Genomic DNA, 19,226 nt, shown 5'->3' on the forward strand with positions numbered 1-19,226 from the left:
GGTCAGGCGAGGTCCCGTCGTTCGACCGAGTCGCCGCGCCCGACCAGGATCGTCGCGACGAGGTCCGGCGGGAAGAGCCCGTGCTCGACGAGCCCAGGTGCGCCGGCCAGGTCGGCCGCGAGGCGCACCGGGTCGCCGATGTCGCCGTGGTAGTCGGCGATGACGCCGCCGTCCGGGCTTCGTGGAACGTCGCGCCGCCGCACGTCGGCCAACCGCCGCAGCGTCGTGGCCAGGCCGTACTCCAGGAGTTCCAGCGGGACCGGCGGCCGGAGCGCGTCGACCGGCTTGCTGGAGTCCGCGATGACCACGAACCGGTCGGCCGCCGCGGCCACGATCTTCTCGCGGGTGTGGGCCGCGCCACCGCCCTTGACCAGCCACCCGTCCGGCGCGATCTGGTCGGCTCCGTCGATCGCGATGTCGAGGCGGTCGAAGCCGCCGAACGGCTCGACCTGGATCCCGAGCTCCCGCGCGGCCTGTTCGGTACGCGGGGACGTCGCGACACACCGGATCGACAGCTCGCGGCGCGCCAGCGCGGGGAGCAGGTAGGCCACCGTGCTGCCCGTACCAAGACCCACGGTCATGCCGGAACCGACGAGTTCGGCGGCGGCCTCCGCGGCGATCCGCTTCTCGCGTTCGACGCTCACAGGGGGACAGTCTGCCCCGCTCCCCGCCTGACACACCCCGACGTGACGGAGGGATCACGATGGTTCTCGGATACCAGAGTCCGCTGTACGTGATGGCTTTCGACCATCGCGGGTCGTTCGAACGCGACCTGTTCGGTGCGAAACCACCGGTGCGGCCGGAGGTACGCGCCGGGATCACCGACGCGAAGAAGATCATCTACGAAGGTTTCGTCCGGGTTGTCGGCAGTGGCGCTCCACGCGAGGCGGCCGGCGTCCTCGTCGACGAGCAGTTCGGTGCGGAGGTCGCCCGCGCGGCGAAGGCGGCGGGGTACCTGCTCGCCATGCCGGTGGAGAAGTCAGGGCAGCCCGAGTTCGACTTCTTCTACGGCGAGGACTTCGGCGCGCACATCGAGGCCTTCGACCCGAAGTTCGCCAAGGTGCTCGTCCGCTACAACGCCGAAGGCGACCGGGATCTCAACGCCCGCCAGTCCGAACGTCTCGCGAGGCTCAGTTCGTGGCTGCACGAACGGGACCGGAAGTTCCTGTTCGAGCTGCTGGTTCCGCCGACGCGGGAACAGCTGGAGCGGTGCGGCGGCGACCACGGCCGCTACGACCGCGAGCTGCGACCCGACCTCGTCGCCCGCGCGATCGGCTCGCTGCAGGACTCCGGCGTCAACCCCGACATCTGGAAGATCGAGGGGCTGGAGACGGCGAACGACTGCATCCAGGTCGTGGCGCAGGCCCGGACCGGTGGCCGGGACGGCGTGAGCTGCATCGTCCTCGGCCGCGGCGCCGACCTCGCGAAGGTGACCCAGTGGGTCGAGATCGCCGCGGGTGTCCCCGGCTTCATCGGCCTGGCCGTCGGCCGCACGGTGTGGGAGGACGCGCTGCGGGCCTACCTGGCCTCCACCGTCACCCGGGACCAGGCCGCGGCCACGATCGCCGACCGCTACCGCGACCTCGTCGACGCCTACGTCACGACCGCCCGGGCGGGCGTCGTCCCCACCTCGGAGTCGTCATGACCAGACCGGACGAAGCAACCAGCGCAGGCGCCGGCCGCCCGATCCGGCTGTTGCTCGCGGACGTCGACGGCACGCTGGTGACGAACGACAAAATCCTCACCGACCACGCCGTCGAGGCCGTCCGCAGGCTGGACGAGGCCGGCGTCAGGTTCGCGGTCACCAGCGGACGCCCGCCGCGCGGCATGGCGATGCTGGTCGAGCCGCTGCGCATCTCCACCCCGATCGCGGCGTTCAACGGTGGCCTCTTCGTTCACCCGGACATGTCGGTGATCCAGCAGCAGGCGGTACCGGACGAGCTGGTCGCACCGGTCATCTCGCTGCTCGAGTCCCACCGGCTGGACGTCTGGCTCTACCAGGGGACGCGGTGGTACGTCCGCGACCGGAACGGTTCGCACGTCGACCGGGAGGCGTGGACGGTGAAGTTCGAGCCGACCGTGACCGACTCCTACGAGGGCATCGGGGACGTCGTGAAGATCGTCGGAGTGAGTGACGACCTGGACGCGGTGGCGGTGGCGTCGAAGGCCGCGCACGACGAGTACGGCGACCAGGTGTCCGCCGCGCGGTCCCAGCCGTACTACCTGGACGTCACGCATCCGCAGGCGAACAAGGGGTCGGTGGCGAAGTACCTCGCCCGGACCTACCAGCTGGACCCGGAGGAGATCGCGACCATCGGTGACCAGCCGAACGACGTCCTCATGTTCGCCCACTCGGGGCTCTCGATCGCGATGGGCAACGCCAGCACGGAGGTCCAGCGGGCGGCCAGGCGAGTCACGACGAGCAACGCGGAGGACGGTTTCGCGAACGCCGTCGAGCGGTTCGTCCTGCCCACCCGCGTGCACGCGGGTGCGGGTGCGTCCCGACGCCACTGACGCCGGTCGGCGGCGACTCCGCGCACGACACCCGGCGAGCCCTTCTCGACGCGACCAGCCCCCGCTACCGTGGCCGGCATGGGTGAGCCGACCAAGATCCTGCTGAACGAGTCCGAAATGCCCCGGCGCTGGTACAACGTGGTCGCCGATCTGCCGAGCCCGCCGCCTCCCGTGCTGCACCCCGGCACGATGGCGCCGGTGGGCCCGGAGGACCTCGCGCCGTTGTTCCCGATGGAGCTCATCCGGCAGGAGGTCGCGACCGAGCGGTACGTCGACATCCCGGAGGAGGTGCTCGAGGTCTACCGGCTCTGGCGTCCCTCGCCCCTCTACCGGGCGCATCGGCTGGAGAAGGCCCTCGGCACGCCCGCCAAGATCTTCTACAAGTACGAAGGCGTCTCGCCGGCGGGCTCGCACAAGCCGAACACCGCCGTCCCCCAGGCCTACTACAACGCCGCCGCGGGCATCCGCCGCCTGACCACCGAGACCGGCGCCGGCCAGTGGGGCACGGCCCTCGCGTTCGCATGTGCGCAGTACGGCCTGGACTGCGAGGTGTGGCAGGTCCGCGCGTCGTACGACCAGAAGCCGTACCGCAGGATCATGATCGAGACCTTCGGCGGCGTGATCCACCCCTCGCCCTCGGACCTCACCCGGGCCGGCAGGGCGGTGTTGGCGAAGGATTCGGAGTCGCCCGGCTCACTCGGGATCGCGATCTCGGAGGCGGTGGAGGTCGCGGCCGGCAGCCCCGACACCAACTACGCGCTGGGCAGCGTGCTCAACCACGTCCTGCTGCACCAGACCGTGATCGGCGAGGAGGCGCTGGCGCAGTTCGCCAAGGTGGGCCTCACCCCCGACCTGATCGTCGGCTGCACCGGCGGCGGCTCCAACTTCGGCGGGCTGGCCTTCCCGTTCCTCCGGGAGAAACTGGCCGGCCGGATGGAGGTGACGATCCGCGCGGTCGAGCCGGCGAGCTGTCCCTCGCTGACGAAGGGCGTCTACGCCTACGACTTCGGCGACACGGCCGGGATGACCCCGCTGATGAAGATGCACACCCTCGGGCACGACTTCATCCCCGACCCCATCCACGCCGGCGGCCTGCGCTACCACGGGATGTCGCCGCTGCTGTCCCACATCTACGAGCTGGGGCTGTTCGAGGCGGAGGCGCGGACGCAACGCGAGTGCTTCGAGGCCGGCGTACGTTTCGCCCGCACCGAGGGCGTCGTGCCCGCGCCCGAACCCACGCACGCCCTGGCCGCGTGTATCGACGAAGCCCTGCGGTGCAAGGAGTCCGGTGAGGAGAAGGTCATCCTCACCGCACTGTGCGGGCACGGTCACCTCGACCTCGCGGCCTACGGCGCCTATCTGAGTGACGCGCTCGTCGACCACGAGCTGTCCGAGGCGCAGCTCGCCGAGGCGGTCGCGTCCCTGCCGGCCGTTCCGAGCTGACCCCAGACCCTCCGAGCTGACCCCAGACCCTCCGAGCTGACCCCAGACCCTAGGACTTTCGCCGGTACAGCCGCATGGTGAGCGGGGCGAAGACCACGACGAGCACCGCGCACGCGAGGAGGACCCAACCCACCTGGGCGGTGGTCACGGTCCCGTGCATCAGGCCGCGGGCCGCGGTCACCAGGTGACTGATCGGGTTGACGTTCACGAACGCCTGCAGCCAACCCGGCATGGTCTCCGGATCGACGAAGATGTTGCTCGCGAACGTCAACGGGAACAGCACCATCATGCTCACGCCCATCACGGCGTTCGGCGTCCGCACGATCAGGCCGACCGCTGCCCAGGCCCATGCCAGGCTGAAGGAGAACACCAGCAGGAGCAGGACGGCCAGCAGCACCCCACCCACTCCGGCGCCCGGGCGGAAGCCCAACACCACGCCGAGCACGATCACCATCGTCGCCGCCAGCGTGTAACGCACGACGTCGCCGAGCAGCGCGCCGACGAGTGCCGATGGCCGCCAGATCGGCAGCGAGCGGAACCGGTCGAACACACCCTTGGAGATGTCGGTGTTGAGGGCCAGCCCGGTGTACATCGTGATCATCGCGACCGTCTGCACCAGGATGCCGGGCAGGAAGAACTGCAGGTACTCCTGGGTCGAGCCGGCCAGCGCACCACCGAACAGGTAGGTGAACATCAGCGTGAGCATGAGCGGGAACGCCGTGACGTCGAACAACTGCTCCGGTACGTGCTTGATCTTGAGCAACGCCCGCCAGGCGAACGTGAGCGATGTCGAAAGCGCGTCTTGACGCCCCGGGCGGCTTCCCGACGACAGGACCGTACGAAGGGTGTCGTCGACGGCGGTGAGCTCTGGGGTCGTGGGAGTGGGAGTGGTCACGCTGCGTCCTCATCGTCGGTGTCGGACTCGGCGGGATGCCCGGTGAGGGCGAGGAACACCTCGTCAAGGCTTGGTTGCCCGAGGGAGAAGTGGGTGACCGCGATCCCCTGCCGGGACAGCTCGGCGAGCGCGTACGCCACCCGGTCACCGGCCTCGTGGGCGACCTCGACCACGCCCAGCCGGGCCGACAGCGAGGCTGGGTCGGACTCGAGGTGCACCTGGACGTTCAGACTCTGCTCGAGCACGCGTACGGCGTCGGCGCGCTGGGTCGGGTCGAGCAGCCGGAGGTGGATCGCCCCCGCGCCCACCGAGGCCTTGAGCTCGCCGCTCGTACCCTCGGCGATGACCTTGCCGTGGTCGATGACGGCGATCCGGTCGGCCAGCTTGTCGGCCTCGTCGAGGTACTGCGTCGTGAGCAGGATGGTGGTGCCGCCCGCGACGAGGGCGCGCACGATGTCCCACACCTGGTTGCGGCTACGTGGGTCCAGGCCCGTGGTGGGTTCGTCGAGGAAGATCAGGTCGGGTGTGACGACGATGCTGGCCGCGATGTCGATGCGGCGTCGCATGCCGCCGGAGTACGTCTTGACCTGACGGCCACCGGCCTCGCCGAGGCCGAAGGCGTCGAGGAGTTCGGCCGCCCTCACCTTCGCCTGGGCGCGGGAGTATCCGAGCAGCCGGGCGAGCATGACGAGGTTCTCCGTTCCGGTGAGGTCCTCGTCGAGTGAGGCGAACTGGCCGGTCAGGCTGACCCGGCTGCGCACGGCGTCCGCCTCGCGCACGATGTCGTGGCCGAGCACGCGGGCGGTTCCCCCGTCGGGGACGAGCAGCGTGGCGAGCATCCGGATGGTGGTGGTCTTGCCGGCGCCGTTGGGTCCGAGGAAGCCGTAGACGCCCCCGCTGGGGACGGCCAGGTCGACGCCGTCGACCGCACGCGTCGTACCGAACACCTTGACGAGGCCGGTTGTCTCGATGGCGAGGTCGGAGTGGTTGTCCATGGGGCAGTTTTCCTGTCCGTGGGTTTTCTGGCCGTGCCGTCGATTGGATGGCCACCGGGTGCGCCTCGAATCGGTCGAGGCGCCCGGGTCAGGCGGCTTTCGTCCACGCCGCCGTGCGGCGAGGTTTCCGCCGTTGCAGGAGTATTGCAGCCGATTCGGACGTCTGGCACCGGTTTTCGTTTCTTTCGTCACCCCTTGTCGGGGCGTCAGGTGCCTCGTACCCGCGCGTGCAGGAGGGCGCGTTCGGCCGGGTTGGCGGTCAGTTCGAGCGCCCGGCGGTCGGCGTCGCGGGCCGGCTCCGGCTGGCCGAGCGCGCGAAGGAGTTCGGCGCGGACGGCGTGGAAGAGGTGGTACCTGTCGAGTTCGGCAGCGAGGGTCTCCAGCTCCTCCAGCGCGGCCCGCGCGCCGACGGTGTAGCGGAGGGCGACCGTTCGGTGCAGCCGGATGACCGGTGAAGGGACGAGGAGCGCCAGCATGTCGTAGAGCACCACGATCTGCCGCCAGTCGGTGTCCTCGAAATGTTCGGCCTCGGCGTGACAGGCGACGATCGCGGCCTGCAGCTGGTAGGGACCCGGACGGTGGTGGCTAGCCGCGCGGACGAGTAGTTGGGTGGCGGCGGCGATGGCGTCGCGGTCCCAGAGGGAGCGGTCCTGGTCCTCCAGCAGCATCAGGTCGCCGTCGGCGGTGACCCGGGCGGCCGCGCGAGCCCGGTGGAGCCGGATCAACGCGAGCAGCCCCGCCACCTCCGGCTCGGTCGGCATCAGCTGGTGGAGCAGCGTCGCGAGCCACTCCGCGTCGCCCGCGAGGTCCGCGGACTGCGCCTGCTCGGCCGTGGCGAGGTACCCCTCGTTGAAGAGGAGGTAGATCACGGTGAGCACCTCGGTCAGGCGCGGCGCCAACTCGTCGTCGGCGGGGATCCGGTAAGGGATCCCGGCGTCGGTGATCTTGCGTTTCGCGCGGGTGATGCGTTGCGCGACCGTCGTCTCCGGCACCAGGAACGCCCGCGCGATCTGCGCGGTGGTCAACCCGCACACGACGCGCAGCGTCAGCGCGATCTGGGCGGGGCGGGCCAGGGCCGGGTGGCAGCAGGTGAAGATGAGCCGCAGGCGCCCGTCAGGCTCGGGTTGCACCGGCCAGCGCAGCTGCGCCAGCTTCCTGCGGTAGTTGCCCTGCCGGCGCAACACGTCCAGCCCGCGACGTCGCGCGACCGTGAACAACCAGGCGTCCGGCCGATCCGGAACGCCGTCGACGGGCCAGCGTTCCAGCGCCGCGAGGACCGCGTCCTGGACCAGGTCCTCGGCGGTGGCGAAGTCGCCGATCAGCGGAACCAGCGCCGCGGCGAGCTGGCCCGCGTGCTCGCGCACCACGCGGGCCAGCTCGTCGTGTGGGACGTCGGTCAACTCAGGACCTGCACCGGGCGGATCTCGACGACCGGGCAACCGGGCCAGGTTCTGACCATGCGCAGTGCCTCGTCCAGGTCGGCGACCTCGATCTCGGCGAAGCCGCTGACCACCTCCTTGCCCTCCACGAACGGTCCGTCGGTGACGACGTGCTCGGCGACGTCCCGTCGTACGGTGGTCGCCGTCTCCGCGGGCTGGAGCTTGCTCCCGCCGCGGACCTTGTCGGCGTACTCCGCGAACCACTGGGTCACCCGCGCGTAGGCCTGTTCCAGCTCCGCCGGACCCATGGCGCGCAGCTCGTTCGCGTACTCCTCGGTCTCGACGAACATCAGTACGTACTTCATCGGCTCCAGGCTCCTCTCTGTGTGCCGATCTGTGTGCCGATCTGTGTCCCGAACGATCGCGTTCCTGTCGTGGTGTCGCCGCTCCCGGCGGCTCCTCCTACCGAGAAGACGACTGGCGAGGAGCCGGACACGACATCGCCTCGAGCTTTGTCGGGAGACTTTTCCAGAGCGGGGCCCTGGTGTCAGGGCGTGGCCGGGCCTCCCGACGGCCGGCGGCCTCGCGGGTGCGGCGTGCCCGCGCGCGGGCGCATGACGAGAGCCGCGACGTGGTAGGAGCACGGGCCAGGCCCGACGTTGGCGTACCCGTGTACGACGTCGGCCGCGAAGTACGCCGAGTCTCCGGCGTCCAGGTCCACGGCCCGCTCGGCGATGGTGAGCCGGAGGGTGCCGGACCCGACCACGACGTACTCGTGCGATCCGGGCGCGTACGCCGGGTACTCACCGGCGTCGCAGCCCGGCGGCAGGGTCGAGTGGATCCACTCGAAGTTGACGCCGGGAACGACCGGGGTGAGGATGACCCGCCGCCATCCGCCGGGCTCGTCGACCGCGTCCTGGTCGGCGGCGCGGCGGATGATGACGCGGTTGTCGTCCGGCTCGGCGACGAGCTGGGCGAGGGACATGCCGAGTCCGTCCGCGATGCGGGCCAGCACGACCACGGTGGGCGCCTTCTGGCCGCGCTCGACCGAGGAGAGCATGCTCACGCTCACCTCGGCTGCCTCGGCCAGCTCCTGCAGGGTGAGGGACCGGTCGCGTCGCAGCGCCTGGATGTGGCCGCCCAGGGCGACGAGGTCGAACATCGCGCTATAGTACTGGCGACTTTCGCTATAGAGAAACGAGACACGGCATGTCGGTCACACCCGCCACCATCCGCCCGGCGACCCCCGGGGACCTCAAGGCCGTGGCCGACATCTACGCCCACTACGTCACGCACACCGTGATCACCTTCGACGAGCAGCCGCTCACCATCGCCGACTGGGAACGCCGCTTCGACGACTTCGCCGACCGGGGGCTGCCGTTCCTGATCGCCGAGACGCCGGGAGGTGCGGCGGGGGAGGTGGCCGGCTACGCCTACGCCGGACCCTGGCGGCCCAAGCCGGCCTACCGGCACACCGTCGAGGACACGATCTACCTCGCACCAGACCAGACCGGCCGGGGACTGGGGAGTGCCCTGCTGGGCGAACTCCTGACGCGGTGCGGGCAGGCGGGAGTTCGTCAGGTGATCGCCGTGATCGCCGACCCCGGCAGCGAGGCGTCCGCCTCCCTGCACCGCCGCTTCGGCTTCACCCCCTCGGGGCGCCTGGGCGAGGTGGGATTCAAGCACGGCCGCTGGGTCGACACCCTGCTGATGCAGCGCACGCTCGCCTCTGATTCCGACGCCGAGTCGAACGCCGAGTCGAACGCCGGGCCGAACGCCGGGCCGAACGCCGGGCCGAAGGAGTAGCCGCCGGCCCCGCCTCGGCCAGCCCTACAGTCGAGCGCGCGCCGCTCGCCAGAGGCCGTGGACGCCGGCGTACCAACCGAGGACGTACGCGGCGCGAAACAGCGGCGGCTGCCGCAGCAGTTCGTCGGTCTGGAACGCCTCGGGCAGCTCGTCGTCCCAGCCCTCGATGTCCTCGGGATCGAAGTCGGCGACGTCGATCTGCTCGAGTTCGGCCCAGTCGTCCTCGAACGCGGCCAGCTCGTGCAGGCTCGCCGTCTCCTGCACCCACGTCTCGCCGTCACGCTGGCCGCGGCGGTACCAGCGGTCCTTCTCACTCTGTTGCGACCGCAGTCTCTCCACGAGACGTCCCACCTTCGACTCGTCCACGTCGAGGCCGCGAGCCTGTCCCTCGAGTATCCGCAGCTCCCGCTCCAGGGCGACGGCACACACTCGGGACACGTTGATCCGGTCACGCATCCGGTCCAGACGCTCGACCAACGCGTCGGGGATGCTGATGTTTCGTCGCGCCATGACCCCTCACCCCGTTCGCGCCGAGGCCGGATCTCCAGGCTAGTTCGCGTGTGTATCGTGCGGAACAGATCGTTGGGTACACACCCGCTGCCCGATCGGGCCGTTCCGGCGCGCCGGGTCGCGGTCAGGTGAGTTCGAGGCCGCCGTCGACGCTGAGGACCTGGCCGGTGACCCAGGCAGCGTTGGAGTCGGCGAGACGGACGATCCACGCGGCGAGCAGGGCGGGATCACCGCGGCGGCCGAGGGGGATCCGAGCCGTCTCGTCGGCCTTGATCTGTTCGACCACCTCCGGCGGAAGGCCGGAGGAGGCAAGTGCCTCGCTCTCGGTCGGTCCGGCCGCGACGGCGTTGACCCGGATGCGTTCGGGTGCGAGCTCGAGCGCCCAACTGCGGGTGAGTGACTCCAGCGCGGCCTTGGACGCGGCGTAGTGGCCGCCGGCGACGAGGGGCCGGTGCCCGTAGATGCTGGAGACGTTGACGATCGCGCCGTGCGAGGCCCGTAGCTGAGGCAGCGCGGCCTTCACCAGAAGGCTGGGGGCGACCACGTTGATCGCGAACAGCCGGTCGATCCCGTCGGTGGTGACCTCGCCCACCGGCATCCCGGCGAAGCTTCCGGCGTTGTTCACCAGCACGTCGACGCGCTCCCACCGGTCGACCGCGGCGGAGACGACGGCATCGGGCCCGCCAACCTCGGTGATGTCGGCCGGGAAGGGGGCGATGCTGGGATGCCCGGCGGCGGTCGCCTCGAGCGCATCCGCCCGGCGTCCCACCCCAAGGACCAGGGCACCCGCGTCGGCGAACGCCCGTGCGGTGGCACGGCCGATCCCCGAGCCCGCGCCCGTCACGATCACCACCTGGTCGGCGAGGCTGCTGACCGTCGGACCCGACATGCCGGTGACTCCTCGTTCGATGGTCGTAGTACTTCGAAGGACGTTAGGAGGGCACCCGCTGCTTCGTCCAGTTGCGCCGGCGCGGCGAGCGGTCCATCCCTACTTTGGTGCCACGCACGCCACGTCGACGCGACTTTCGCGGTGGGGGAGGGTACCGCGGGAGGACGCGCGTCGGGGTGAAGTTCTCCTAGCGTGAAGACATGCGCGAGGTCAGCCAGCCTTCGGTGAAACGCCAACGCCCGGACGAGACCGACCACCCCGCCCAGCGGAGCGAACCGCCTCGACGCCGGGGCCGGGCCGCCCTGGCCCGGGTCGCCGCGGCCGCCGGACTGTTCTTCCTCGCGCCGGTCACGGCGGAGTACCTCATCGGATACGACGAGAACGTCGGCAGGTTTCTCGAACTCCTGGCCGGCCTGGCGATCCTGGGGCCGTTGTACGGCGGGGCCGCCCTGATCATCCGCGAGGTCGCGCGCCGGTCCGGATGGGGCTGGCCCAGTCTCCTCCTGCTCGCGGCGGCCTTCGGCGTCTTCCAGGCCGGCCTGGTCGACCAGTCACTGTTCAACACCTCCTACCGTGACATCGACTACTGGGACGACATGCTGAGGCCGACGTTCGTTCCGGCACTCGGCGTGAGCGCCTACCACCTGATGACGTTCGTGGTCGGTCACGTGGTCTGGTCCATCGGCGCGCCGATCGCGGTGGTCGAGTCGCTCGCGCCGGCACGCAGGTCGACGCCCTGGCTGGGCAGGATCGGCTTGACGCTCGTGGGAGTTCTCTACCTGGCCGCGTCCCTGCTCATCTTCGCCGACCACGTGAAGAGCGAACGGTTCCTGGCCTCGGCGCCACAGCTCGCCGGCTCGGGAGTGGCCGTCCTGGCGCTGATCGGGGCCGCCGTTCTGCTCGGCCGCCGACGGCCCCGACCGCCGGCCGTCCCCCGCCGCGCACCGCGCCCCTTGCTGGTCGGCCTCCTCGCGCTGACCGCGGCGAGCGGCACCCAGCTACTCCCGCCAAGCTGGCTCGGCGTCGGGATCGGCGTCCTCCTCGCCGCTGCCGTGGTTCTCGCGGTGGGCCGCTGGTCGCGACGGGCTGGTTGGAGGCCCGCCCACGTCCTCGCGCTGGCCGGCGGTGCGGTGCTGGCGAACGCGGTGTTCGGCTTCTTCGTCCAGCCCCTCGGAGACCCGCCGCTCGCGCTCAAGCTGGCACACAACGTGGTGCTCGCGGTGGGCATGCTCGCGCTGTTGAGCCTTGCCGCGTGGGCCGTCCGGCGTTCGCAAGCAGACGTTGACGCGGCTTCGGATCGCTGACCACGGCGCGGGCGGACGCGTGTCCGCCCGGCTCGCGGCCGGGTTAGCGTGGGAGGACTGGTCGGCCGGGGCAGGACGGAGCCCGGCACGTCGGGCGTTGTGGTGGGGAGGGGAAGCCCACATGTCGATGGACTTTTCTGGGAGTCTTTCCGGAAATACCGCACTGGTCACGGGCGCGACGGCGGGCATCGGCCGGGCCGTCGCCGTCCAGCTCGCGGGACTCGGCGCGGAGGTCGTGGTGCACGGTCGAGACCCGGACCGCGGAGCCGAGACGGCACGGGAGATCGAGGCCGCCGGCGGCAAGGCCCGGTTCGAGGCTGCCGACCTCAGCGTCCCCGACGAGGTTCGCCGGCTTGCCGAGGCGGTCGGGCCGGTCGACATCCTGATCAACAACGCGGGCGTCTACCGCTTCGCTTCCACCGTCGAGACCGACGACGCGTTCTTCGACCTGCACTTCGACCTCAACCTGCGGGCGCCGTTCATCCTGGTGCAGAAGTTGGTACCCGGCATGGCCGCGCGCGGTCATGGCTCGGTGGTCAACCTGAGCACTTTCGGCGCCTCTGTGCCCGCGCGCACCGCGGGCGTCTACGGCGCCTCCAAGGCGGGCCTGGAGTTGATGACGAAGATCTGGGCCGACGAGTTCGGCCCCTCCGGTGTGCGTGTGAACGCCGTCGCGGCCGGCCCGACCCATACTCCTGGTACGGCCGGTGGGGTGGCCGACGCGTTGACGGGCGCCATCACCCTGGGGCGCGCCGCCGAGGCGGAGGAGATCGCCCGCGTCATCGTGTTCCTGACCACGCCGTCGGCCAGCTACGTCAACGGCTCCGTCGTCCAGGTGCACGGAGGGCTCCGCGCGGTCTCGGGGTGAACGGTTCGAAGTGCTCAGGACACACCGGCCGACGGCGCCGACGTCGGGGGTTCCGAAGACGCGAGTCCTCATGACCGGTCCGGTCGACCGATCGGGCTGAACTACGCCCAGTTGCTCATTGCCGGCTGATCGATGTCGGCGAGGTCGGTGAGGTCGGCGGCGCCGGTGGTGTTGGCCATCCCACGTGGCGTGCGCCGCCGGCCTTCGCAGTGCTGGCAGTGGGTCCGCCTCTCCACGGACATGACCAGCCTTCGCCAGTTGGCGGGTAGGGCGGCGAGGTCGGCCTCACGCGGCAGATTGCCGCACTGGATGTCGAAGAGGCAGGACGCCATGGCGTGGCCGGGCTCGACCCAATGGAAGTGTCGGCCAGTCTGTGCGCATCCGGGATCCCGACAGGGCTCTGCGAAATCGTTTGGCTGCTCCATGGTGATCACCGTCGTTCACAATGCTTTCGACGTGGGCAAATCGTAGGCCGGACAGAGGCGGCTTCTCACCGCCCAATGGGCTCGGCACGCGAAGGACTAATGTCCTCGTAACAAGTCGTGCGCGATGCATGACGATCAGTGATAGATGTGTGTGGGCGAGGGACGTCGATGGATGGCGTCGAAGGAGCGCGGGGCCAGGTCTGGTCAGGCCTCCGCGCCGTCCGTCGGGTCGGTACGGCCTGCCGTAAGATAGTTGCGTCTGGTTGTCTCCTGTTGACAGGATTCTTTCGCCACCGAGGAGCCTCCGTGGAGATCACCCGCCGTCGCCTGCTCTCCTTCCTGCCCGCCGCGGGTCTCCTGTCCACTGGTCCGCAGCGGCGGGCCAGTGCCGAAGCTGGTGCCGCTCTCGGCCCCGCCACCGAACCGGCCGCCGACCAGGCTCGGCTGCTGGCCAACACGGTGGCGATCTTCGCCGGCACGACCGAGTCCAACGGCCGGTCGGACGTCGCCGCGAAGGTCGCCGGCATCGCCCAGACCGCCCGGACCTGGCTCGCGGCGCTGGACCGGGCGGGCAGCGGCGAGTTGTTCGCCGGCGTACCGCTCGGGACCAGCGACTCCAACCTCAACGCGTCCTACCAACACCTGTACGAGATCGCGCTCGCCACCCGGGCTCCCGGCGCCGGTTCGGACCTGCTGGGCAGCACCGCGGTGCAGCACCGCGTGATCGACGGGCTGGTCTTCCTGCACGAGCACTACTACGGCGACCAGGCGGGCGGCTACTACGGCAACTGGTTCAACTGGGAGATCGGCATCTCCACCCACGTCAGCAAGACCCTGACGCTGCTGCTGGACCAGGTGCGCGCCTACCGTCCGGACCTGCTGCAGACCTACGTCGCCTCGATGGACGCCTATCTCCGCAACGGTTCGAACGGCGACGTCGACCTGGACTCGCGCTTCCACACCGGCGCCAACCTCGCCGACATCACCACCAACCGGATCCTGCAGGGCGCGCTGCTCGGCGACGACACCCGGATCGCGAAAGCGCTGCGGGACCAACTGACGGTGTTCGCCACCGTCGACCCCTATCACCTCAACCACGGCGTCACCGACGGCTACTACGCCGACGGTTCGTTCATCCAACATGCCTCGGTCGCCTACACCGGCTCCTACGGCAAGGGCCTGTTGACACGGGTGGTCCAGACCCTCAAGATCCTCGACGGGACGTCGTACGCGCGCGGCGACGACCTCGTGGCGGTGGTGCAGGGGTGGGTGACGAACGGCTTCGCCCCTCTCATCTTCGAGGGCTGGATGATGGAGATCGTCAAGGGACGTGCGGTGTCGCGCACCACCACCGGCTATGCCGACGTGGCCGTGGTGGTGGAGGCCGTCGTCGACCTGTCCGACTACGCGAGCGGTACGGACGCCGCGGCGCTCAAGGGTTACGTGAAGTTCGTCCGGTCGACCTCGCGGGCCACCCTCAACCCGACGAGCTTCGTATCGCCGGTCAGCGTGGCGCGTTACACCGACATCGTGGGCGACGACACGATCGTGGCGGCCGACCTCAACCCCGCGGCCCGCAGTGTGGCCTTCAACGCGATGGACAAGAACGTCCACCGGCGGCCCGGCTATGCCTTCGCCCTGGCCCGTAGCTCGGATCGAATCAGCAAGTACGAGTACATGAGCGGCGAGAACCTCATGCCGTGGTTCCAGGGCGACGGTGCCCACTACCTCTATCTCTCCGGCCAGGACCAGGCCCAGGCGTTCGGGATCGACTACTTCACCACGGTGTCGCCCTACGCGCTGGCCGGTGTCACCGCCCCGGTGGAGCAGCGCAGGACGATTCCGGAGTTGTACGGCACGCCCTACTACGACAACCCCGACCACCCGCTCGGCTTCACCTCCTCCTCGGAGTCGCAGAACACCTACGTCTACTTCCCGTGCGGCACCAACCGGCACTCCGGCGGCGCGACTCTGGACGCGTACGGCGTCGCCGGGCTGGTCCAGTCCAGCGACGTCGCCTTCGCCGCCAAGCAGCAGGGCGTGCTGCCGGACGACTTCGTGGTCTACCGAAACGCGGAGGCGACGAAGTCGTGGTTCATGCTGGACGACGAGATCGTCGTCCTGGCCGCCGGAGTCGCCGATCCGGCCGGGCGCGCGGTCACCACGAGCGTCGACACCCGGATCGCGGCCCCCTCGGACCAGGTGACGGTGACCGGTGTGCGCCGCGACGGCAGCACGTGGTCCGGGCCGGGCAGCGCCGACCTGCGCTGGCTGCGCTACGCGAACGCGAGCCAGGGCACCGCGCTCGGGTACGTCTTCCTCGACCGCCAGGACGTGCGGGTCGACCTGGCGCCGGTCACCCGGAGCCGCCGGATCGTGCGAACGTCCAACCCCGACACACAGGTGACCCGCACGGTCTTCGGGGTCTCGATCGACCGGCCGGCGGGAGCCGCGCCGTCCTCCCTGGCCTACGCACTCGTGCCCAACGCGGCGGAGCCCCGGCTTCGGTCCTACGCCGACGGGCCGCTGCGCGTCCTCGCGAACACGACGGCGATCCAGGCGATCCACCACGGTGGCCTCGACCTCACGGCCGCCAACGTGTTCGCGCTAGGCCAGCACCAGGCCGAGCGGCTCCGCGTCGACGGCCCGGCCTCGGTCCTCATGCGGACCAAGGCGGGCCGGCTCACCAGTGTCGCGGTGTCCGACCCGACCATGGACCGGGACACCATCTCGGTGGTCGTTCGCGGCCGCACGCTGACGGCGGTGTCGATGGACGACGGTGTACGGGTGAGCCCCGCCGACGACGGCACGCTCCTGGAGTTCGACACTCACCAGGCGTACGGGCGGAGCTTCACCGTCACGTTGCGGGGTTGACGCCGAAGGTGCGCCGCGTCTTGTAGGTGAGGCGCCGGAGCAGGCTGTCGGTGGGGCCGCGGTATCCGCCGCGGCGCAGGAGATCCGCCACGACGACCGACAACAGCCAGGTCGCGACCGCGATCGCCGCGGCGCCCGCGACACCGAGCGAACCGCCGAGCCCGCCGGCGTACGGTGCGAGCACCGAGACGAAGACCACCGACTGCAGGAGATAGCAGGTCATCGACCGCTGGCCGACCGCCTCCACAGCCGTGGTCACCCGCCCACGCCGGTCGCCGACCCGGATCGCCACGAGGGCGATCAGCGCGGCCCAGCCGAGGCCACCGGCGTACCCGCTCAGGGTGTGCAACGCGGCGGCCGGCATCGACAGCCCTACCGACGGGTCGGGCCAGAAGTGCGCCACCATCAGGGCGAAGGGCAGCCCGCCGAGGATCGCGACGCCGAGTCCGAGGGTGGCACCGCGGACGAGCAGCGCCCGGTGCCGGTCGGGCTCGTCGAGGACGCGACGCCGGCCCGCCAGGATCCCGAGGAGGACGGCGGGCACGACCGAGAGCAGGTTCGCGAGCGTCAGGAAGACCCATTCGACGGATCGGACGACGACCGCGGCCAGTGGCTCCTCCTGGCCCATCGACGGAAGGAGCGAGCCCATCTCCGGGTTCGGGATCCCCTGCGTCAGACCGAAGGCCGTCGCGATCACCAGGAAGAGGACGGCGAGCCGCATGATCCTGCGATCACGGGCCGCCAGACACCCGACGAAGACGAGGGCGGCAAGGGCGTAGGAGCCGAGAATGTCGCCGGAGAACAACAGAACCCCGTGGACGAGCCCGAAGAGCAGCATCCACCAGCCCCGACGCCGCAGCAGTCCGCGGATCGTCAACCACCCGTTGCCCCGCTCCTGCTGCCGGCGCATGAGCTGCACCATGCCGTAGCCGAAGAGGAACGCGAACATCGGATAGGAACGGCCGTCGACGAAGAGCATCTGGACGAAGGTGACGAGTTGGTCGACCACCGTGTCGGCGACTGGATAGGCCCGCAAGGTGTTCTCGTGGCCGTAGAGGTAGAAGTGAACGTTGGCCAGCGCGATGAACAACAGCATGAACCCGCGGGCCAGGTCGGGGGCCAGAGCGCGGGCGGCGAGCGCGGTGGGGCCTGTGAGCGCGGGCGGGCCGGCAGCCGTCGCCGCGCTCGGACCATCCGAGGTCCTGGTCGAGGAGTGGCCCGAAGACTGCGCCGAAGACTGGGCGGAGGACTGGGCCGAGGACGTGGTTGGGGTCGTGGTCGTGGTGGTGGGTGGAGTGTCTGGGACACCTGACGTGTCCGGCCTACCGGTCGAGGACGTCATAGGGCAGAGAGTCTCACAGAACGTGACGAGTCGTATCCTGGAAAACCCCTAGGGGCGCGACGGGCGCGGAGCTTCGCCCTAGCCCTTCCCCGGTGCGAGTGGCACCGTGCCGCCGCGTTCGACATAGGTCACGCAGTCGCCGAACCCGCGCCGTTCGGCCTCCTCACGGAAGTCCGACAGCGGTGAGCTGAAGGCGTCGTAGTCGTCGAAGTGGATCGGGACCGCACGGTGCGGTTGCAACCGTGCCAGCAGGTCGACGCCCTGACCGGCGTCCATCGTGACGATCAGACCACCCGGCAGCCGGGTCCCACCGAGGTGGAGCACCGCGAGGTCCGCCCGCGGGAAACGGCGTGCGACCTCGACGAGCGCGTCGTGCATCAGAGTGTCGCCGGTGATGTAGAGGCGGTGCCGGACCTCGCCGTCCGCGCCCCGAAGTTCCAGCATCGTGCCCATGACAGGCGGTAGCAGGAAGCGCGCCAGGCCCGGGGCGTGCAGTCCGGGGACGGAGGTGAACCGCAGTGTCATTCCGTCCTTGCTGAGTTCGTGGTGTTCCCACGTGCGCAGGCCCAGTGCCCGACGAAACCCCTGCCAGCCCTGCAGGCGCCGGGAGGCGTGCGGCGTCGTGATGATCGGCAGGGCACGGTCGAGGCCGCGCCTGGCGACACGGTCCCAGTGGTCGCCGTGCAGGTGGGACAGGACCACGGCGTCCAGCTCCGGTAGCTCCTCGATCGAGAGCGCCGGATCGGTCAGCCGTCGGGTGGTGATGCCGTGGCCGAGGTAGGCGCGCTGACCGCGGTGCAGGAAGTTCGGGTCGGTGAGAAGGGTGAACGGCCCATAGCGGATCAGTGTCGTGGCGTTGCCGATGAACAGCAGCTCACCGAGCTGGTCCGGCACGTCACCTGCCGGCGCGGGTCCAGGTGGGGTGGTCACGGCGTTCTCCTACCCCGCACCGGCCAGGAGCGATCGACTGGTGCGTGCAGCCGTCAGCGGGCGAGCGCGGCGTCGATGGCGTCGCCGAGGTCGTCCCAGACGCGGGGCGTGAGCTTCTTCCCGTTCACGAAGAACGTCGGCGTGCCTTGTACGCCGAGGGCCTTGCCGTCGGCGGCGTCCTCCTTCACGCGGTCCAGGGTGGCGGGATTCTGGTAGGCCTTGTCCCACGCGGCCATGTCCAGGCCGAGGTCCTCGGCGAAACCGCGGAAGGTGTCGTCGGCGGGTACCCGCTGTCCGCCCCATTGCTCCTGTGTCTCGAACATCTGCTGGTACATCTGCTCGAACCGGCCCTGCTGGGCGGCGGCTTCGACGGCTCGGGCGGCTCGTTCGCCGTTGAAGTGGGACGCAATCGGGTAGTACCTCGCGACGAAGGTGACGTCTCCGGCGTACTCCTCGCGAAGCTGCTCCACGACCGGATACGCCAACCCGCACGCCTCGCACTCGAAGTCCAGGAACTCCACGAAAGTGACGTTCCCGTTCTTCGCCTCGGAGAGCCGGTGGCTGTCGGCGCGCACCAGTCGCGACTCGGCACCGCCGGTGCCCGGAGCGCTGACCTGGCCCGTCGGGTCGGCCGCGGGACCGGCTGTCGGCTCGTCGCCGTCGTTGCCGAACCAGGCGATCGCGAGCACCACTCCCACCACCACGACGAAGACGGCCGCCAGCGTCAGGGAGACCTTGACACTCTTCGTACGCCGCCCCTCCGTCCGGTCGTCCTCGGGCCTGGCGCCGCGCGCCGGGCCCTCCTCTTTCTGCGACATCAGGAACTTCCAATCGTGTCCCTACGACGGCATCGGCCGTGGGTGCTCATACCCACCTCGATCCGGTGAAGGCCGTGCACTGTGCCGCGGTTCCCCGAGGCGACGCGTACGCGCGTGAGGGTTTCGTCATCGTCGCGGACCAGGTGTGAAGGTCTGGTTGACATCGGCCTGTCCGCCCTTCGGCACCGCTAGCATCGCGGTGAGGATCCCGGACCGGTGTGAGGGGGCGGCTGC

19 protein-coding genes are annotated in these 19,226 nt (G+C 70.1%); 7 read left to right on the top strand and 12 right to left on the bottom strand.

The features are described from left to right. Positions 1 to 2 precede the first annotated feature (2 nt). Positions 3 to 644: a ribose 5-phosphate isomerase A gene (gene rpiA, locus HEB94_RS16260; protein ID WP_202896375.1), complete on the bottom strand. Its 642-nt coding sequence runs from the start codon at positions 642 to 644 to the stop codon at positions 3 to 5. Between the two features lie 59 nt (positions 645 to 703). On the opposite strand from rpiA, the gene HEB94_RS16265 reads away from it, so the two are divergent. The 3 genes from HEB94_RS16265 to HEB94_RS16275 all read left to right on the top strand — a co-directional run bounded on the left by HEB94_RS16265 (position 704) and on the right by HEB94_RS16275 (position 3,957). Beyond that, a complete protein-coding gene (locus tag HEB94_RS16265) occupies positions 704 to 1,645 on the top strand; it encodes a 2-deoxy-5-keto-D-gluconate 6-phosphate aldolase domain-containing protein (protein WP_192750677.1) in 942 nt (313 codons plus the stop codon). Then, positions 1,642 to 2,514: a Cof-type HAD-IIB family hydrolase gene (locus tag HEB94_RS16270; RefSeq protein WP_192750678.1), complete on the top strand. Its 873-nt coding sequence runs from the start codon at positions 1,642 to 1,644 to the stop codon at positions 2,512 to 2,514. Before HEB94_RS16265 ends, HEB94_RS16270 begins: the two co-directional genes overlap by 4 nt. A gap of 78 nt (positions 2,515 to 2,592) precedes the next feature. Next, a complete protein-coding gene (locus tag HEB94_RS16275; protein WP_192750679.1) occupies positions 2,593 to 3,957 on the top strand; it encodes a TrpB-like pyridoxal phosphate-dependent enzyme in 1,365 nt (454 codons plus the stop codon). A gap of 49 nt (positions 3,958 to 4,006) precedes the next feature. On the opposite strand, the gene HEB94_RS16280 is transcribed toward HEB94_RS16275, so the two are convergent. The 5 genes from HEB94_RS16280 to HEB94_RS16300 all read right to left on the bottom strand — a co-directional run bounded on the left by HEB94_RS16280 (position 4,007) and on the right by HEB94_RS16300 (position 8,388). After that, positions 4,007 to 4,852, bottom strand: a complete 846-nt coding sequence (locus HEB94_RS16280) for an ABC transporter permease (RefSeq protein ID WP_192750680.1) — start codon at positions 4,850 to 4,852, stop codon at positions 4,007 to 4,009. Beyond that, complete coding sequence (locus HEB94_RS16285; RefSeq protein WP_192750681.1) at positions 4,849 to 5,847, bottom strand: ATP-binding cassette domain-containing protein; 999 nt, start codon at positions 5,845 to 5,847, stop codon at positions 4,849 to 4,851. The genes HEB94_RS16280 and HEB94_RS16285 overlap by 4 nt, the downstream gene beginning before the upstream one ends. Positions 5,848 to 6,053: 206 nt before the next feature. Further along, positions 6,054 to 7,247 carry an RNA polymerase sigma factor gene (locus HEB94_RS16290; protein WP_192750682.1) on the bottom strand — a complete coding sequence of 398 codons (1,194 nt, stop codon included), beginning with the start codon at positions 7,245 to 7,247 and terminating at the stop codon, positions 6,054 to 6,056. Next, positions 7,244 to 7,591 carry a YciI family protein gene (locus HEB94_RS16295; protein ID WP_192750683.1) on the bottom strand — a complete coding sequence of 116 codons (348 nt, stop codon included), beginning with the start codon at positions 7,589 to 7,591 and terminating at the stop codon, positions 7,244 to 7,246. The genes HEB94_RS16290 and HEB94_RS16295 overlap by 4 nt, the downstream gene beginning before the upstream one ends. A 182-nt stretch (positions 7,592 to 7,773) precedes the next feature. Continuing rightward, complete coding sequence (locus HEB94_RS16300) at positions 7,774 to 8,388, bottom strand: helix-turn-helix domain-containing protein (protein ID WP_192750684.1); 615 nt, start codon at positions 8,386 to 8,388, stop codon at positions 7,774 to 7,776. A gap of 47 nt (positions 8,389 to 8,435) precedes the next feature. Here HEB94_RS16300 and HEB94_RS16305 point away from each other — a divergent pair, with 47 nt between their 5' ends. Beyond that, positions 8,436 to 9,032 carry a GNAT family N-acetyltransferase gene (locus HEB94_RS16305; protein WP_192750685.1) on the top strand — a complete coding sequence of 199 codons (597 nt, stop codon included), beginning with the start codon at positions 8,436 to 8,438 and terminating at the stop codon, positions 9,030 to 9,032. Positions 9,033 to 9,056: 24 nt separating this feature from the next. Here the strand turns inward: HEB94_RS16305 and HEB94_RS16310 are convergent, their stop codons facing one another. Beyond that, positions 9,057 to 9,542 (bottom strand): hypothetical protein, encoded by a 486-nt coding sequence (locus HEB94_RS16310; RefSeq protein WP_192750686.1) that lies wholly within the window; start codon positions 9,540 to 9,542, stop codon positions 9,057 to 9,059. A gap of 124 nt (positions 9,543 to 9,666) precedes the next feature. After that, positions 9,667 to 10,431 carry an SDR family NAD(P)-dependent oxidoreductase gene (locus HEB94_RS16315; protein ID WP_192750687.1) on the bottom strand — a complete coding sequence of 255 codons (765 nt, stop codon included), beginning with the start codon at positions 10,429 to 10,431 and terminating at the stop codon, positions 9,667 to 9,669. Between the two features lie 200 nt (positions 10,432 to 10,631). Between HEB94_RS16315 and HEB94_RS16320 the strand changes: the two genes are divergently transcribed. Then, positions 10,632 to 11,735 carry a hypothetical protein gene (locus HEB94_RS16320; protein WP_202896376.1) on the top strand — a complete coding sequence of 368 codons (1,104 nt, stop codon included), beginning with the start codon at positions 10,632 to 10,634 and terminating at the stop codon, positions 11,733 to 11,735. Positions 11,736 to 11,856: 121 nt separating this feature from the next. Continuing rightward, on the top strand, positions 11,857 to 12,603 hold the full coding sequence (locus HEB94_RS16325; RefSeq protein WP_192750688.1) for an SDR family NAD(P)-dependent oxidoreductase: 747 nt from the start codon (positions 11,857 to 11,859) through the stop codon (positions 12,601 to 12,603). Positions 12,604 to 12,704: 101 nt separating this feature from the next. Here HEB94_RS16325 and HEB94_RS16330 read toward each other — a convergent pair whose 3' ends face one another. Continuing rightward, a complete protein-coding gene (locus HEB94_RS16330; protein ID WP_192750689.1) occupies positions 12,705 to 12,935 on the bottom strand; it encodes a hypothetical protein in 231 nt (76 codons plus the stop codon). Positions 12,936 to 13,334: 399 nt separating this feature from the next. Here HEB94_RS16330 and HEB94_RS16335 point away from each other — a divergent pair, with 399 nt between their 5' ends. After that, positions 13,335 to 15,902 carry a polysaccharide lyase family 8 super-sandwich domain-containing protein gene (locus HEB94_RS16335; protein ID WP_192750690.1) on the top strand — a complete coding sequence of 856 codons (2,568 nt, stop codon included), beginning with the start codon at positions 13,335 to 13,337 and terminating at the stop codon, positions 15,900 to 15,902. Here the strand turns inward: HEB94_RS16335 and HEB94_RS16340 are convergent. The 3 genes from HEB94_RS16340 to HEB94_RS16350 form a co-directional block, all read right to left on the bottom strand. Continuing rightward, positions 15,886 to 17,244: a DUF418 domain-containing protein gene (locus HEB94_RS16340; RefSeq protein WP_202896378.1), complete on the bottom strand. Its 1,359-nt coding sequence runs from the start codon at positions 17,242 to 17,244 to the stop codon at positions 15,886 to 15,888. The two genes, HEB94_RS16335 and HEB94_RS16340, sit on opposite strands and share 17 nt — an antisense overlap. A gap of 78 nt (positions 17,245 to 17,322) precedes the next feature. Further along, positions 17,323 to 18,174 (bottom strand): MBL fold metallo-hydrolase, encoded by an 852-nt coding sequence (locus tag HEB94_RS16345; RefSeq protein WP_337917723.1) that lies wholly within the window; start codon positions 18,172 to 18,174, stop codon positions 17,323 to 17,325. A gap of 53 nt (positions 18,175 to 18,227) precedes the next feature. After that, a complete protein-coding gene (locus HEB94_RS16350) occupies positions 18,228 to 18,992 on the bottom strand; it encodes a DsbA family protein (RefSeq protein WP_192750691.1) in 765 nt (254 codons plus the stop codon). Between the last annotated feature and the right edge of the window lie 234 nt (positions 18,993 to 19,226).

The sequence above is a fragment of the Actinopolymorpha pittospori genome (genome assembly GCF_014873875.1).
Taxonomy (GTDB): domain Bacteria; phylum Actinomycetota; class Actinomycetes; order Propionibacteriales; family Actinopolymorphaceae; genus Actinopolymorpha; species Actinopolymorpha pittospori.